Raw genomic sequence first — 16,288 nt, 5'->3', positions numbered from 1 at the left:
GGAAAATGTTCTAAGCCTTTTGGAAAACTATAAAAAAACTAAAAACTAAAAAAATGATTTTCAAAACATATAACTCTATAGAAAATGCTTACCAAACCCGCGTGATCGATCAGATCAGGTTGCAGGGTTTTGGGGATGAGATTTTCATCGTGCAGGAAAAGGTTCACGGGGCTAATTTCTCTTTCTTTACCGATGGAAAGGAAATTAAGATCGCGAAGAGAACCGCCTTTATTGAAAAGGATGAAAAATTCTACAACGCACACCAAATTTTAGAACGTTACAGAAAAAATGTAATTGATTTGTTCCAAAAAGTGAAAACCAATCACCCGGAATTGGAAACGGTAGTGATCTACGGTGAACTGTTCGGAGGTGGCTACAAACATACAGAAGTAGAACCCGTAAAAGAGGCTATCAAAGTACAAAAAGGTATTGAATACGCACCTTATAACGAATTTTATGGATTCGATATTAAGTTGAACGGAACTACTTATTTGGACACCGATGTGGTGAATCAGATTTTTGAGCAAACCGGATTTTTCTACGCTAAAATTGTGTTTCAGGGCAGTTTGGAAGACGCTTTGAGGTTCCCGAATGTATTTGACTCTAAAATTCCGGCTTGGTTGGGCCTACCCGAAATGGACAACAATATGTGCGAAGGAACGATTGTCAAAACTTTGAAAACCAGATATTTTGGAAATGGCGCCAGAGTTATTCTTAAAAACAAGAATGATAAGTGGGTCGAAAAATCTAAAATGGTTAAAAAAGACCGTAAAGAAGTCCAAAAACCGGCAGATTTTTCAGAAAATGCTCAGAATATCTGGGAGGAAATTCAAAGGTATGCTACAGTCAACAGATTGCATAATGTGGTGAGCAAAGTTGGAGAATTTGAATCCAAAATGATAGGCAAGATCATAGGTCTTTTTGCTCAGGACATTTTGGAAGACTTTGGAAAAGATTTTCCGGATGCTTTCGCTTCAGTGGAAAAAGACGAACAGAAAAGAATCAACAAAAAGTTGAATACTTTAGTGATTGATTTTATAAAAGAAGAGTTGATGACTCTTAAAGTTTAGTTTCGGTATATTTTTACCGGAACTTTTTTATGTTTAAAAACTAATACAATGATACTGGCAGAGATAAAAAGTCTTTTGAGAGAAGACATCAGCATATTAATAAAAATTGCAAATTCAGGAAAACACTATTTGTGTGACTGCGGTGAAGCCAGCCAGCTGACGGTAAAAGAAATACAGTCGGTTTCAGCAATATTCATCAGCCATACACACATTGATCATTTTTCAAATTTTGACGGAATTTTCAGACATCAGATTGGTAGCGGAGAAAGAGTTGTGATCTGCGGACCGAAAAATATCCATCACCAGATTGAAGCACGGTTAAAATCTTACACCTGGAACCTGATCGATGAAAAGGCTATTGAATATGAGATCCGGGAGATTATTTCCCCTGAAGAAATTAATGTGTATATCCTTCGTCCACCACACTGGAACCTGGAACTGATCAAGATGCAGAATTTCCTTTTTGAAGATGATCAGGTAAAAGTAGAGTTTGCGATTCTTGATCATAAAACAGATTCCATTGCGTATCTGTTCAAAGAAAAAGATTCAGTCACCTTTCATGAAGAGGCTTCCGGCTTCAGAAAAGGAAAATGGATCAGCGAACTGAAATCAGCTTTTGAAAATAATGATGAAGATAAGGAAATTGAGATTGAAGGAACCGTTTACAAAGCATCTGATCTGTTTCATTTACTGACCAGAAATCAAGGTTACAGGCTTGGGGTAATCATGGATCATGCGGCAGATCAGGGAAATTATGAAAAAATAAAAACGGTGTTCAGCGAGGCAGATCTCGTTTATATTGAGAGTTTTTATAAAGATTCAGATCAGGAATTTGCAAAACTTAATTATCACAGTTTTGCTTCTGCATCCGGAAAGATCATGAAAGACTGTCAGGTGAAAGAAGCCGTTCCTATTCACTTTTCAAGAAGATATACGGAAACTGATGTTATTGAAATTGAAACTGCTTTTTATAAAGCATTTCACGAAAATTAATTAAAAATTTGAACTACAAAAGAATTGATTTTCTTAAACACAAATACCACTAATAATCTTCACAAATAAACACAATCATCTGTGTAAATCTGTGAAATCCGTGGTTAAGAAAAACGGTCTTTTTTTTAAAAACAAATACCACCAGTTATTTACACAAACCAACAGAACATCTGTGTATTCTGTGTAATCTGTGGAAAAAAACGTAGTAAAAATTAAACAAACAAATTAAAAAAAATGAAACCTAATATATTTTTTACAGCGGACCATCATTTCGGTCACGCTAATATTATAAAATTTTCAGACAGACCATTCGAGTCCTTAGACCATATGAATGAAGAACTGATTAAAAGATGGAATGAAAGAATCGGTACCAATGATACCGTCTACCACCTTGGTGATATCAGTTTAGGAAAACCGGATTTCACCAAAGAAATTCTCGACAGATTAAACGGGAATATCCATTTGATCAGAGGAAACCACGAAGGTGCCGCACTCACATACCCCAAACGATTCGAATCCGTAAGAGATTATCATGAATTGAAAATTGATGAACCGGAAAACAGCAACGGCAAGCAGAAAATCATTCTCCTGCATTACGCCATGCGTAGCTGGAACGGTTCACACCGCGGAGTTTGGCAGCTCTACGGCCATTCACACGGAACTTTACCCGATGACGAAATGGCTTTAAGCTTCGACGTGGGAGTAGATTGTCACGATTTTTACCCGATTTCTTACGAAGAAGTCAAAGAATTGATGAAGCGAAAAAAATGGACACCCCCGTTTGGAGCAAGAGAGGAGTAATGAGTAATGAGTAATGAGTGTCAGCCATTCTAATTGCACTGGAGTACCACAATCATGAATACATTTTACATTGTACTTTTTTACATTGTACATTTTAAAAAAAAACTATGAACACAACAAACGAAATATTAATCATCGATCTGGAAGCTACGTGCTGGGAAAATGACAGAATCCCCATTGGCGAGAAAGTCGATATTATAGAAATAGGGATCTGCAAATTGGATTTAAAATCAAAAGCTATTTCCCAGAAACAGAGCATTTATGTTATTCCGGAAAGATCAGAGATCAATGAATTCTGTACAAAACTGACCGGAATTACGTCGCAGCTTATTGAAGAGAAAGGAATCTATTTTGAAGAAGCCTGTGAAAAGATTGTGGATGAATATCATTCTTCAGATCTTACCTGGGCGGGTTTCGGAAACTTCGACAAGGAACAGATTTTCGAGCAGTGTGACTGGCTCGGAATAGAAATTCCTTTTGGCGGACAATATCTGAATGTGATGGAAGAATTCAGAGAGCATTTCAGACTTCATAAAATGATAGGTCTGAAAAGAGCTCTTGAGTACCTGAAAATGGATTTTGAAGGCAACCACCACAGCGGAGCAGACGATGCTTACAACGCAGCCAAAATTTTACGGAAGATTTTGGAGTAGAAATAAAGATAGAAGTTAGAGGTTAGAAACTAGAAATTAGAAATTAGAAGATGGAAGTCCAATACCGGAAGATAATATTCTCAAGCTCCAGTCTTTCATCCTTTAAAAGATAGGAGAAAAGTTGACTGCGGGAAACAGGCAGTGATGGATGTACAAAATTAACTTCCATCCTCCAGCTCCCATCTTCCCTCTTTTAAAACATTAAATTTTAAACAAATGAAAACAACAGAAAATATATTAATTATAGACCTGGAAGCCACCTGCTGGGATGACAGACCGCCCAGAGGCCAGGAAAGCGAGATCATTGAGATTGGGGTGTGCATCATGAATGCAGCTACCGGCAAGGTCTCCAAAAATGAAGGCATTTTAGTGAAACCACAGTATTCAAAGGTGAGTCCTTTCTGTACGGAACTGACTTCCATTACACAAAATATGCTGGATGATGAAGGCATCATGCTGGAAGACGCTCTGGATATCCTGAGGGCAGAATACGATTCTGAGGACCTTACCTGGGCGAGCTACGGCAATTATGACCTGAATATGCTTCAGAATCAGGCCAGAAGATTTAATGTGGATTATCCATTGAGCGATGACCATATCAATGTGAAAACATTGTTCGGGCAGTTGCATCCTACCGTAAGAAAAAGTGTAGGCATGAGCAGAGCTTTAGGTGAGCTGAATCTCAAGCTGGAAGGTACGCACCACAGAGGTGTGGATGATGCTAAGAATATTGCGAAGATCTTGCATTGGTGTCTTAACCAAAGCTAATTGATCAGCTTGGAAATACAATAATTTAATCAGTAATCTATAAAAAGAGGCTGTCTCAAAAATGGGACAGCCTCGGCTTATTATAATTCAGGACACTCAAGAGTATTGGTATCCCAATAACATTGAGGAGTAGGGCTTCCCGGGCAATGATATGAATGTATTCCGGGAGGGCATGTCTTCACCCCGCCTTTAACTGTTTTTAATCAATCTCTTGAAATTCTCCTTAAATTTTTCATTGTTTAATTTTTAGTTTTTGGGTAAAAAAAACAATAAATCTAGATGTTGTGATTTAACATAAAATAATTTAAAACTCATTACTTAAGTCCCATACACCAAGTTCCAATGCTTTTACAAACAAAACCATATAGTTCAACAGGAATGGAATGTCCCATTCCATCTATTAAAATCAGTTCAGAATTTGGGATTGAATCTGCAATGTCTTTGCCACAGTCTGGGTGGAAAATTGGATCTTCCGTTCCGTGAATGACTAAAACCGGAGCCGTTATTTTTCCCGAAATTTCAGAATGATACCGAAATGAACCCATAGCGAGCAGCTGCCTCAAAACTCCGTTTTTAACTTGGGAACGGCTTAATTCTTCCTCAATGATCGCTGTTTCAAGTTTTTGGTTAAAAAAATAGCCACTTCCATTGGTTTTTTCGGCAAAAAACAATTTTTCTTTAATGTAACCTTCTTTATCCATCACAGGATTCATTTTTGGACGGAGCATCATAGCCATTACTTCAGGATCTGAAGAAGGTAGGGAAGGACGTAAAGTAGTCGACATGATGATAGTCAGTGTCAAGACTCTTTCCGGAAAATAAGATCCCAACAGTTGAGCAATGATACCACCCATAGAACGGCCTGCAATATGAGCTTTTTCAATATGCAGGTAATCCAGAAGCCCAATCACATCCTCAGCCATATTCCTCAGAGAATAGGGAATATCTTCTTTTTTGAGGTTCGCAAATGTTTGCTGAACATCATTATCAAAATTCAACTTCTTTTCGGGATTAAAAACTGAAGATCCTGAATCTCTGTTGTCAAAGCGGATTACACGGAATCCTTTTTCAACGAGCAGGTTGCAGAAGGCATCATCCCACCGGATCATTTGGCTTCCCAATCCTGAAATGAGAATAATGTTCTGGTCATCATTCGTTCCGAAAATCTCATAGCACAGGTTTATATTATTAATGCTTGCTGTCTTTTTCATGATCTTAAATAATTAAATATGACTCCTTCAAGAGGCAGCAGTCTTGAATCTTCAATCGCTGCAGTACGATGTCCCGTGATTTTCATATAGCCTTTATTCTGTTCAAAATTGAAGAATTCAGACACAAGTTTCAGTAATTTATTATTGAATATTGCCTCCAAGTTGATGAATAAATTCGGAGGCAGCCTGAAGCGCTTTGCTTTTCTTGGGTGAAAGGATTTCCTGACTGATGTTTTCAGCGGTTTTAAGAGCTTCTCCAAAGACCTTTTTTCCAATCTCTGTTATGACAACATAACTTACCCTTGCATCCCTTTCATTAGCTTCCCTGGATACGAGTCCGATTTTTTCTAAAGGATTAAGCAACCTTGTAATTCCGGAAGCAGTAAGGCCTGTTTTTTCGGCAAGATCTATTCTTCGCATTTTACTCTCAGAAGAATGATAAAGAATATAAAGAATCACAAAATCATTCATTCCCAGCCCATGTACACTCAAAGAATCAAATTTCCTTGCTATCACCGACTGCAGCTTATTAATGTTTATTAAAAATAATAATTCGGTACTTATCATTGATTTATATTTGAGTTATCAACTATTTATTTAATGCAAATATATAAAATTTAATGAGTTAATGTTTTTAACAGGAACTTTTATTTTCAATTTTATGTAATTTCTAGAATAGATGTACGAAAGAATATAAATAAAAACGGGTATAAAATAAACTGCGCAAAAACATTGCGTAATTATATTCTTACTTTGCATTATCAAAATGAAACAACACTGAAATTTTGAAAAACAGGTTTCAGTTACCATATCAGGCAAGTCAGGTTGTGTGTTTCTGTATAACACCATTGCAGAAGAATTTGTTGAAAAACATTGTTTTCGTTCTGTTCAACTTGGCCCGAAGGTTTGAGGAGTTGACCAAAAAACTTCTACCATTAGCTATTGTACGGAGGTTCGAATCCTTCTGTTTCCTTAAGGGGAAATATAACTCAGGAGGTTAGAGTAAATAGTTTTTTTTGCGAAGGTTCGACTCCTTCTCTCAACAAGTTTGAGATAGCTCAGTTGGTTAGAGCACTACATTTCCCATGTAGTTGAAAATAGACTGAAAATCTATTTTTTACAAAGTTTTCAATGTTTTTCTTTAAAAACATTCCTTTAGAGAAAATCTGAGTTTTTTCAGTTGTTGAATCAACATTTTTGAAAAAGCCAGTAAGAAAGATTTTTTCTGAAAGTGAAATTCAGTTGATGAATACCCCAATTGAACGGAATTTTCTAATGAGGACGGTTTTCCGCGTGAGCGATGGTAACGGATATCCTTTTTTGTACGCAAAAAAGATAGCAGTGAACGTAGCGACCCAGGTTGTTGCTTTCAGCGGTGGCCAGGGACACGCCCAAGATCTTACGGATTGGAAAAAGAAGTTTAAGAACAGTATTTTGAAACGATTGGAGCTTTTTGAAACTCCTTTGCTTCCGCCATTTTTTGGAAGAAAGAAACTCGGTTTTCTCTTTTTAATTGAAATAATAACCCTTAAAAATATAATAAAATGATAAAAAATGTACACATTAAAGCATACCAAATGGGTTTGGTCTTCAAAAACCGAAACTTAATTGAAGTTCTCAAAGAAGGTAATCATTATGTCTTCGGAAATAAATCGGTCACAATCTATGAAATGAAATCCCGGTTTGAAGCTGGTGAAGATTTACCGATTCTGTTGAAAAATGAAACGCTGAAAAGCCTTTTGGAAACGGTAGAAGTAAAAGACGGAGAAATCATTTTAGTGCATGAAAACGGAACTCTTAAAGATGTTTTGACTGTTGGACAGTATGCATTCTGGAAAGGAATGGTCAACAGAGAATTTCAAAAAATAGACTTAACAAAGATTGAGATCCCGGAAGAAATTTCTAAACCAATTCTGGAAAATATAAAGGTGAAAAGCTTTGTAAGAAAGTTTGTTGTGCCTCATCACTATAAAGGATTATTGTTAATTGACGGAAAACTGACTCAGGTGTTGGAAAGCGGTACTTACTCCTTCTGGAACAATGAAATTTCAGTTGAAGTTAAGCTAATCGATCCCAATTATGAGATAAAATCCCAGTTTGGAACGCATGAAAATGTAGCTGCTTTATTAAAAAATGAAACCCTGAAAAACCTTTTGGAAATCGTAGAGGTAAAAGATGGTGAAATCCTTTTGATGTATGAAAACGGTACTTTAAAGGATGTTCTGAACGTAGGACAATATGCATTCTGGACAGATATTACAGAAAGGGCTTTCCAGAAAGTGGATTTAACGAAAGTTGAAATCACAGAGGATATCCCGAATACCATCCTGGAAAATTCAAGGCTGAGACATTACGTAAGAAAATTTATTGTACCGAATCAATATAAAGGACTATTGATCATTGGTGGTAAATTGGTGAACACTCTGGAAGCGGGAACCTACAGTTTTTGGAATAATGAAATTTCCATCGATGTCAACACGGTTGATATGCGAATGCAGCAAATGGAAATTGCAGGTCAGGAGCTTTTGACTAAGGATAAAGCGATGCTAAGAATCAATTTTTATGTGAGTTTTCAGGTACAGAGTATCGAAAAAGCATTAATGGAAAATAAAGAATATGATAAGCAATTGTATATTCTGATGCAGCTGGCATTGCGTGAGTTTGTAGGCGCTTTAACATTGGATGAACTGTTGCTGAAAAAAGATTCGGTAGGTAAAGAAATTCTTGAAAATCTGGGTGAAAAAGCCGGAGATTTAGGTATCAGAGCTTTTGATGCGGGTATCCGTGACGTGATCTTAACCGGTGAAATGAAGGAAATTATGAACCAGGTTTTGATCGCTGAGAAAAAAGCTCAGGCCAACAGCATCATGCGCCGTGAAGAAACGGCTTCCACAAGAAGTTTGCTGAACACCGCAAAACTGATGGAAGAAAATGAAGTTTTATGGAAGCTGAAAGAAATGGAGTATATGGAAAAAATCGCAGAAAAGATTGGTGATATTACCGTTTCAGGAAACAGCAACATCGTTTCCCAGCTGAAAGAAATTTTCACAAAATAAAAACTAATAACTGTTACTATATGGGGTAGGCTAGTGTAAAAACAGTCTGCCCTTTTTATTTCCAAATCATGAAAAGAAGAGAAAAGATATAAAGACACCTAAGGAAAAGAGATAAATCCATATTTTTAGCATTGGCTTAGGATAAGGATTTTATTATTTAGAAAAGATTATGAAAACACGGATAGTATATACAAAGAGAGATAAAACAATACTTGAAGAAAGTCATCTTCATGAACAAAAAGCATATTTGAAGCATACCTATATTAATGATGTGCTGAAAAAGACCGAACAGTTTTATTTTCAGACTATCCATTCCGTTAAGGTGTATCTTACAGATGAAGAAACGCCTGATGAAGACATCCTGATGGAGCATGTATTGGCCGGCGGAGTGAAAATTATAAGGACTAAAAACCATAGAGAAGGTCAATTCGTCCATGAGAGAAGGTATAAAAGTTTTGAACTTGATATTGAAAATTTTTCTGTGTATGACCAGCAGGATAGAGTGGTGGCTTCTTATAGTATATACGATGCAAACGGTAATGTATTTCTGAAGAAATTTTTCTATCTGAATAATGGAGATTCAAGGGAATTTAAATATTTCGAAGACGGAAGACCTTACCTGAAAAAGCAAGAAATTCTCCAGTCCCTTATGGAGGCATCCGAAATGAACAGTGTAGATCCTTCATGGAATCTTTATCTGCAGTTTTACCCATTCCCTTTTTCAGATGAAAGCTTAGAAATTGAAACCGTCCGTTATTTTTCAACGGACTATGAAGATCAGGAAATGACGCTTAGAGAAGCTTTCTTTAAACGGAATTTTGACAAAAAAGTATACAGAGATCAGAAGCTTACCCATATTGAACATTTTGAGAATCTTCAAAGGATCAAAAAGACCTATTTCATCTATGACGATACGAGTTTTGAACCAAAAGAGGGAGACTTTTCTATTGAAGTTGAAGTGCAGTATGTAAAGGAAAAAAGAAATGGTTTTACCCAATGGGAATCTGATTTATACAGAAAAAATATACTGTGCGAAAAGAAAATATGGGTCACTGATGTACTGGAAAAAAAAATCTTTGCACAATACATTGACGTCACTACCGGAAAAACCGTAGCGTTTGAAAAAGATGCTTATTATTATGATTCAGGATATTCAAACTTAGAAGATTTCAGATATAAGGAAGACGGGCAGCTGGATCCGGACTGTAGAATCGTATATGACGATTGGGATGGTGAATCGTATACAGTTGAAGAAATGTATGAAAATGGTTTTTTTAATTCTGAATATGGAAAATATTTCCTGTCCGCTTTACCCGAAATTCCTGAAATTTCAGACCCCGTAAAAATACATGAAACCATTTACAAAAATCATCTGGATGAGGTAATTTCGAAAAAAGATACCCAATCACTTTATGAATATTCCGAGGAAATCTATCAAAATGGCAACCTCGTTAAAAGGAAAACCTACAAAGCTCATTCAAAAGAAGATCTTAGAAAAAGAAAATATTTTGCTATCACTGCTTCCTATCATGATCACATACAAGACAGTTCCGATCTGGAAAAGTCGCCAAACTATGATGAGGAAATATACTACAACAAAAGGAGGATCAATAATTATATGGTTTACGATTTTATCATCCGGAATGACTGGACCATGAAAGCAGCTGAGTTATCAGGAACAGTGGTGTATGACAACTATTACAGAGTCGTTTCCAGAATCACCTGTGACCGTCTTTCGAAAAAGTTGATAGAAGCTTTCAAAGTGATCTATATGCAGGTTTCTCCTTTATTGGGACAAAATTTTGTCAGAGTAAATTTCAACAAGGAAGGAGATGTGGAAAGTTATATGGACAGCCGTTACGATATTCCACATACGAATTCCAAGGAAAAATTTATGGCTAACAATTCGGGAAGAAATCCGTTTTTTATGAATTATTATAGAAATCTGGACAGCCTGGTTCCTGAAAATCCGGCGTTCCCGTTTATGAATTTTACAAGTAGAAAATTGAAATTTGGGGATGAAATCGCGTCAGAAAGCGAGATGACAGTTTTGAGAGGTGATTCAGGAGTTACCATTGCCGTCAATAAATTTGACACTTATTATTTCCTGGGTGCTAATCAATCCTTAAATGATTATCTGAGAATATTTCCAGACGGATTTTTTAACATTTTTTTTCATAATATAAAGAAAGAAAAGCATACCGTGGAATCCGACTTTTTTGGATATGGAATCACTGCCCATTTTTCAATTGACCTCGAAGATAAAGAAATCAATTGCCAGTTTCACGACGGTCACGGCGATCACATAACCTTCAGAAAAACAACGTCCAACGAGAAAACCGATATCTATGGTTTTTTCAAGGATGAAAGAAGAATTCCATTTAACTTTTATTCAGAAATGCTTGCAGAACTGCTGCTGAAAGCATAATTTTTTGTTAAAAAAATCACTTTACTGGGATATTTCAATGTCTGTCAGGCATTTTTTGTTATTTTAGTCCCCAAGATTGGAATTATGCTTATTGAAGATGAATTGAAGTCGATTTATTTAAATTATAGAATCAAGGAAATTGTTCCTTTTCTCATAAAGCTGACCCCAAAAGAAAAGAAAGAAACTGCAGTTGTTTTAAAGAAATTTTTAAATAAAGACTGGGGGCACAATCACGTTTCTATGCTTGCCGCTCTGGCCTGCAGCACTCACCGGGACGAATACGCAAAACTGTCACCCGGTTATTACGCTGTACCAATACATCTCGCTGATGAATTATTCGAATCTTATACTCCGGAATGGCTCGGAAACAGCTATCAGTTTCTCAGGAATATAGACTATCTGAAAGTCATGGAATGGCAACACACAGGTTATCTTACCCTGAATGATGAAATCGCTGCCCATCTTCTTTCGGAATCACTGGTTTCAAACCATACCGCTGACGAAATTCTTTTTACCTATCCTGAAACACTGGATGCTCATATCTGGCTCCTTTTTCAGTATAACTCCAATATCACTTACCATTATAAAAACGAAAAAAACTGGAAAGTTTTCTTTAAAGATCTGATCCATAAAAATAAAATTGACCGTTTAAAAGTTTTACAATCCTGTCTGGATGCAGTGAGTCTCAATTTTTCCAAAGATCATAATATGTGGTTTCTGGAACTTTTTTCTTACTTAGAACCTTCCTCAAAGGAGGTTTTAGCACTCCAGGACAGTCTCTTTTCAGTTTTCCATGCTCCACAACAGTCGCTTTTTGTTCCGGTACTTAAAATTTTAAATTCTGTCATTACAGATTCTGATTTCAAGGAAAACGATTTTCTTAATGCTTCATCGACGTTACCTGGTCTTCAGATCAAAAATATTTTGAATACATGGCTTCAGACTGTTGAGAAAATAGCGAAGAATAATAAAAAATACAGGGAAGAAATCTGTCTTTTTGTACTGCCTGTTTTTATGAGCAAAGACGCTTCTATACAGACTAAGGCCGTAAAGATTATTTTGAAATATGGCGATTCCAATTCTGAAAAGTTTAAGAATGAATTACAGGCTTACACAGAATCTTTGCTTTCGGACACAAAAATAGCGCTTGAAAAATTCCTTATCAGCAATAATAATGAAGCTACTGAACTTGTAGAAACTGAAGAACTAGATTCTTGGCATGTATCTCAACCGATTTCTCCTATTGAAAACATCAGTGATTTTATATTCTTTGCACCACAGGTTTTCAGTAAAAACGAACCCAATGATTTTGATCTTTTCCTGGATGCTCTGCTGAGGTTCAATACAGAGATCAGTGAAGAACACTTTACACAGCTGGAACCGGCTTTCAAAGCAGCTCTTAAAGTAAAAGGAAGTGTAGGGATGCACCATTTGTATGCTACATTTTTTATTGCCTATGGACTTTTAAAACTGAAAAAAGGAGCTCCGGTACTCAATGAAGCAAAAAAAGAATTTCCAGCCCTTGAAAACTGGATTGGAAAACGCACACCTTTGATCTTTAAAGCCTATCATCAGTTCCTATTGGGAATATTTGATCTTTTAAAACAAGAGAAAATCCTTCCGTTACTCTCAATCGCGGATCATACACCTTGCTGGATTGATATCCGTCTACTAATCGATAAATTAAAAATATACCAGGATCAGAAAGAATTTCCGGTTCCTTTCGATCTACAGAGAGCGGTGCTTCGGGTACGAAAAGAGAATTTCGGAGAAGCCCAAAAGTACGCTCAAAAACAGCTTACCGAAGAATATGTACAATTGCTGGATCCTGTTTTTAATCCGGAATATTATAAAAACCTTTATGAGGAATCTCATCTGGAGGGCAGTTTTGATAGAAAATTAGGCATCAGAAAAATATATAAAGGCTACGTAACAGAAGAAATTCCGGAGCTTACGGTAACGATTGAAAATAAAGAAATTCCTGGTGATGCCCCTCTGCTGGATCATTTATTTAACTCTTATCACGGTATTTATGATCAGGATCTGATCAGGATTTTATACACAGCTCCGTGCTTTTCGGGGTCTGTTTTTGCTAAAAAATACAACGAAACATTGTCCAATGCCGTTTATCAATATGACAGCCGGACCAATACCGAATTTTTAGATGCATGGATGAAGCTGGATCTTCCATGCCAGAAGGCGCATTATTTATTCCTGTCCGCGGCCATGTTCAGTAAGGATAAAACCTTCTCTGGTACGGCTTTTGAAGCGATAATTCACAAGATAGTTTCAGAGGATTTTGACCCCGGAATATTAGGAATAATGATCGGCGAAAAGATCAGTCACGGACTGGCTACGGTGAAAAGACTTACGGATGGACTTTCCGGCCTTATAGGATTGAATCCCAGTCATAACCGCGCTCTTGAAAAACTATTGATACCCATTCTTATAGCGATAGATCATCCCGTTTTTAATCTCAAAAAGATTTTAGAGATGTACTACGAACTGCTGCACCTTAATCAGTCCGAAGTTGATGATGTGGTGGCTGTCAAGCTGAAAGAATGGAAAAACGAAAATAACCTGAAAAAAATTATCATCAAATTAAAAACAAATGAAAGAAAGACTTTATGAGATCCTTAATGAGGAAAAAGCACATGAGATTATTCCGTTTCTGAAGCAGCTAAGCACAGAAGAAAGAAAAACCCTGGTACCCACGATAAAAAAGCTGGACCGGGAGATCAGTAAGATTGTAATGACGAAAAACTCCTACCACACTGCCGGTTCTGCAGATCAGCATTCTATCATTGATATCGCATCATTTGTCTGCATGGATCAGAAGCATTACGGGAAAAACTACTGGAGCCTTTTCAGAGACAAAGAACAGACCCGTAAAATACTGGAATGGGGATGCCCACCGTGGTTTTCAGAATTTATCAATGATTCTATAGAAGCTGAATTTACAGCATTTAATTATCAGGATATTCTGGAATGGGCAGAAAAAGGCTATGTAAAACCCAGACCTGAGCTACTGGGATACCATTTAAGCCTTCAGCCTTATGACCTGGATAAATCTCCGGAGACGCTGAATACCCACTTTTGGTATTTATGCGAATTTCCATCGAAATCACTTCCTTTTACAAGAGAATGGCTTCCTTTAGTTCAAAAGCTGATTGCCGAAAATAAAATTGAAAGAAAAAGATTTCTCAAAGAATGCCTTTTGGCAGCCAATAGAAATTTTAATAAAAACGTGACCGGATGGTTCATGGATGCATTCAATATCCTGAAACCTTCAAACGAAGAACTAATCATGCTTCAGGACGAACTGATGGCCGGATTAGCCTCTGTACAGTCGAAGGCGGTGAATACCATGCTGGCTCATCTGAAAAAAATAGTTACAGAGCCGGAATTTAAAACCAGTGAGTTTTCTCATTTCCTTCCGAACCTGTTAAGTTCAGAGGTCAAAACCGTTGTGGCAGCCAGTCTTGTTGTGACAGAAAATATCTTTCAGAAAAAGAAAACCGATACTGAAAACCTTGGAATGGCTTTGAGTGCTGCGTTTGTAAGCAAAGATGAAAGCATACAGACCAAAGCCGCAAAGATCATCCAGAAATACATCCCCGTTTCCGAAGATATCAAGGAAGCGTTATCGCATTATGCTGATAATGTTTTGGCTAATGTAAGACCAGGACTTGCTCAATACATTGACAATAAACAGTTAGAACTGGATGCTGTACAGCAGGAAAAGCTGGAGCTAATCAGCGAAGAAAGCCTGGCTAAGGAGCCTGCAAGTTTTGAAGACCTGATGTTTTTCCTTCCGCAGGCGATAGAAAAGCCGGGGACGTATTATTATGATTTAGCGCTCGGTGGACTTGTCAAGTTTGCAGATGACGCAGACGACGCCTCCGTAAAACTTTTTGAACCCGTGTTTCAGAAAGCGTGTAAAACCATTGCTAAATGGGAAGTACATCATTTTAATGTACTGCTGTGTAATCTAATCATTAATTACGGACTTTCTTTATTGGAAAAATTTCCGGTTCAGCTTAAGAATCTAGAAAAAATATACAAAAGGACGCAGGAGGACGAAGCTACAAGAGAGGTATATTCCACCTACCATAAAAAGTTAGGACCAATTCAGGATATCTATGCCGGAGGTCTGGCTATGAAGCCCTTCAAACATATTGCGGTACAGGTTTTCAATAAGATAAAATCAGGAGATAAAACTCCGTTGTTATCTACGGTAACCCATGAGCCATGTTGGGTAAGCCCGGACGCATTGGTAGAAAGATTTGAAATCTATCAGAACGAAAATAAAAAGCCTGATGATCTGGATGTACAGTTGGCATTACAACGTTGTTCCCTTGAAAGAACATCAGACAGATTAAAACGGGTTGAAGAAAAACTGAAAGGAGAATATAAAGACTTGCTTCTTTTCTTTTTTAATCCAAATGCAGCACCGAAAGGAAAATTTGAACATCCGTCATGGTGGATGACTGCTGGAATTACCCGTTCTCCCGGAACCGTTTTTAAAGAATTCAAAGATTTCGGTTATGATGATATTCCAAAAGAATTTCTTACCGGTTCATATGAATGGAAAACTATTGACAGTAAAAAGAACTCCTATTATCCGGTTGAACTTAATATCAACGTTCCTAAATATCACCTGAAAAAAAGAGAACATCCGCTTTTTCTGGAATATTTTATTGCAGAACAGAAACATTTCTCTGAAACCCCTTCATTCATGTGGAGTTTCCCGAATACCCTTGGAAATGTTTTTGCGAAGATCATCAAAGACTGCCTGTTTTATTCCGGAATAGCAGAGGTTTACGAAAGAGGTCTTGTTCTGAATACAGCACAGGCCCTTCATCAGATGAAAAAGCCTCTGGATGCGATGGGATATCTGTTTTTGGGAACCATTTTCCTGGACGGAGACAAAGTCATTCGTGGAACTGCTGCTGAGATCTGGCTGGAACATGTTTCCCATAAAGTACTGGATAATGTACAGCTGGGCCGTGTGACCGGTCTGCACGAGAAACTGGAATGGGCACCTGTGAAGAGATTTACAGATCTGGTACAGCATCAGATGCTCAATGTCAGCAAAGACCACAATCTGGCGCTGGAACAGCTTCTTACCCATATTTTGCTGCAGATGGAAACACCTGTTACCAATCTTAAAAAAATATTGGATATTTACCACGAGGTTCTGGCTTTAAACCAATCTGAAGCCGATAAAAACTTAAAAGAAAAACTGAATAGCTGGAAAGAGAATTCCAGTCTGAAAAAAATCTGCAATCTTCTTCTAAAAAAATAG

At 37.1% G+C, this 16,288-nt stretch carries 12 protein-coding genes; 10 read left to right on the top strand and 2 right to left on the bottom strand.

What is annotated here, in order from left to right; translation table 11 throughout:
* Positions 1 to 53: 53 nt before the first annotated feature.
* The 5 genes from N0B48_RS05480 (at position 54) to N0B48_RS05460 (ending at position 4,285) form a co-directional block, all read left to right on the top strand.
* Positions 54 to 1,070, top strand: coding sequence for an RNA ligase, Rnl2 family (locus N0B48_RS05480; RefSeq protein WP_259837322.1), 1,017 nt, complete (start codon positions 54 to 56; stop codon positions 1,068 to 1,070).
* 48 nt (positions 1,071 to 1,118) lie between these two features.
* A complete protein-coding gene (locus N0B48_RS05475) occupies positions 1,119 to 2,063 on the top strand; it encodes an MBL fold metallo-hydrolase (protein ID WP_259837320.1) in 945 nt (314 codons plus the stop codon).
* Between the two features lie 234 nt (positions 2,064 to 2,297).
* Entirely contained in the window at positions 2,298 to 2,864 is a 567-nt protein-coding gene (locus N0B48_RS05470) for a metallophosphoesterase family protein (protein ID WP_259837318.1), read from the top strand.
* Between the two features lie 107 nt (positions 2,865 to 2,971).
* Positions 2,972 to 3,517 carry a 3'-5' exonuclease gene (locus tag N0B48_RS05465; RefSeq protein WP_259837316.1) on the top strand — a complete coding sequence of 182 codons (546 nt, stop codon included), beginning with the start codon at positions 2,972 to 2,974 and terminating at the stop codon, positions 3,515 to 3,517.
* Positions 3,518 to 3,733: 216 nt separating this feature from the next.
* Positions 3,734 to 4,285, top strand: coding sequence for a 3'-5' exonuclease (locus N0B48_RS05460; protein ID WP_259837315.1), 552 nt, complete (start codon positions 3,734 to 3,736; stop codon positions 4,283 to 4,285).
* Positions 4,286 to 4,599: 314 nt separating this feature from the next.
* On the opposite strand, the gene N0B48_RS05455 is transcribed toward N0B48_RS05460, so the two are convergent.
* Together N0B48_RS05455 and N0B48_RS05450 are read right to left on the bottom strand one after the other, a co-directional pair.
* Positions 4,600 to 5,496: an alpha/beta fold hydrolase gene (locus N0B48_RS05455; RefSeq protein ID WP_259837314.1), complete on the bottom strand. Its 897-nt coding sequence runs from the start codon at positions 5,494 to 5,496 to the stop codon at positions 4,600 to 4,602.
* Positions 5,497 to 5,637: 141 nt separating this feature from the next.
* On the bottom strand, positions 5,638 to 6,063 hold the full coding sequence (locus tag N0B48_RS05450; protein WP_259837313.1) for a MarR family winged helix-turn-helix transcriptional regulator: 426 nt from the start codon (positions 6,061 to 6,063) through the stop codon (positions 5,638 to 5,640).
* A 678-nt stretch (positions 6,064 to 6,741) separates the two neighbouring features.
* On the opposite strand from N0B48_RS05450, the gene N0B48_RS05445 reads away from it, so the two are divergent.
* The 5 genes from N0B48_RS05445 to N0B48_RS05425 all read left to right on the top strand — a co-directional run bounded on the left by N0B48_RS05445 (position 6,742) and on the right by N0B48_RS05425 (position 16,288).
* On the top strand, positions 6,742 to 7,044 hold the full coding sequence (locus N0B48_RS05445; protein ID WP_259837312.1) for a hypothetical protein: 303 nt from the start codon (positions 6,742 to 6,744) through the stop codon (positions 7,042 to 7,044).
* On the top strand, positions 7,041 to 8,552 hold the full coding sequence (locus N0B48_RS05440; protein ID WP_259837311.1) for a slipin family protein: 1,512 nt from the start codon (positions 7,041 to 7,043) through the stop codon (positions 8,550 to 8,552). The genes N0B48_RS05445 and N0B48_RS05440 overlap by 4 nt, the downstream gene beginning before the upstream one ends.
* A 169-nt stretch (positions 8,553 to 8,721) precedes the next feature.
* Complete coding sequence (locus N0B48_RS05435; protein WP_259837310.1) at positions 8,722 to 10,980, top strand: hypothetical protein; 2,259 nt, start codon at positions 8,722 to 8,724, stop codon at positions 10,978 to 10,980.
* 84 nt (positions 10,981 to 11,064) lie between these two features.
* Positions 11,065 to 13,611, top strand: a complete 2,547-nt coding sequence (locus N0B48_RS05430) for a DUF6493 family protein (protein ID WP_259837309.1) — start codon at positions 11,065 to 11,067, stop codon at positions 13,609 to 13,611.
* Entirely contained in the window at positions 13,592 to 16,288 is a 2,697-nt protein-coding gene (locus N0B48_RS05425) for a DUF6493 family protein (RefSeq protein ID WP_259837308.1), read from the top strand. The genes N0B48_RS05430 and N0B48_RS05425 overlap by 20 nt, the downstream gene beginning before the upstream one ends.

The sequence above is a fragment of the Chryseobacterium herbae genome, assembly GCF_025154075.1.
Classification (GTDB): domain Bacteria; phylum Bacteroidota; class Bacteroidia; order Flavobacteriales; family Weeksellaceae; genus Chryseobacterium; species Chryseobacterium herbae.
Note: the sequence above shows the minus strand (reverse complement) of the source record. Positions and strands in the feature narration are given on the sequence as shown.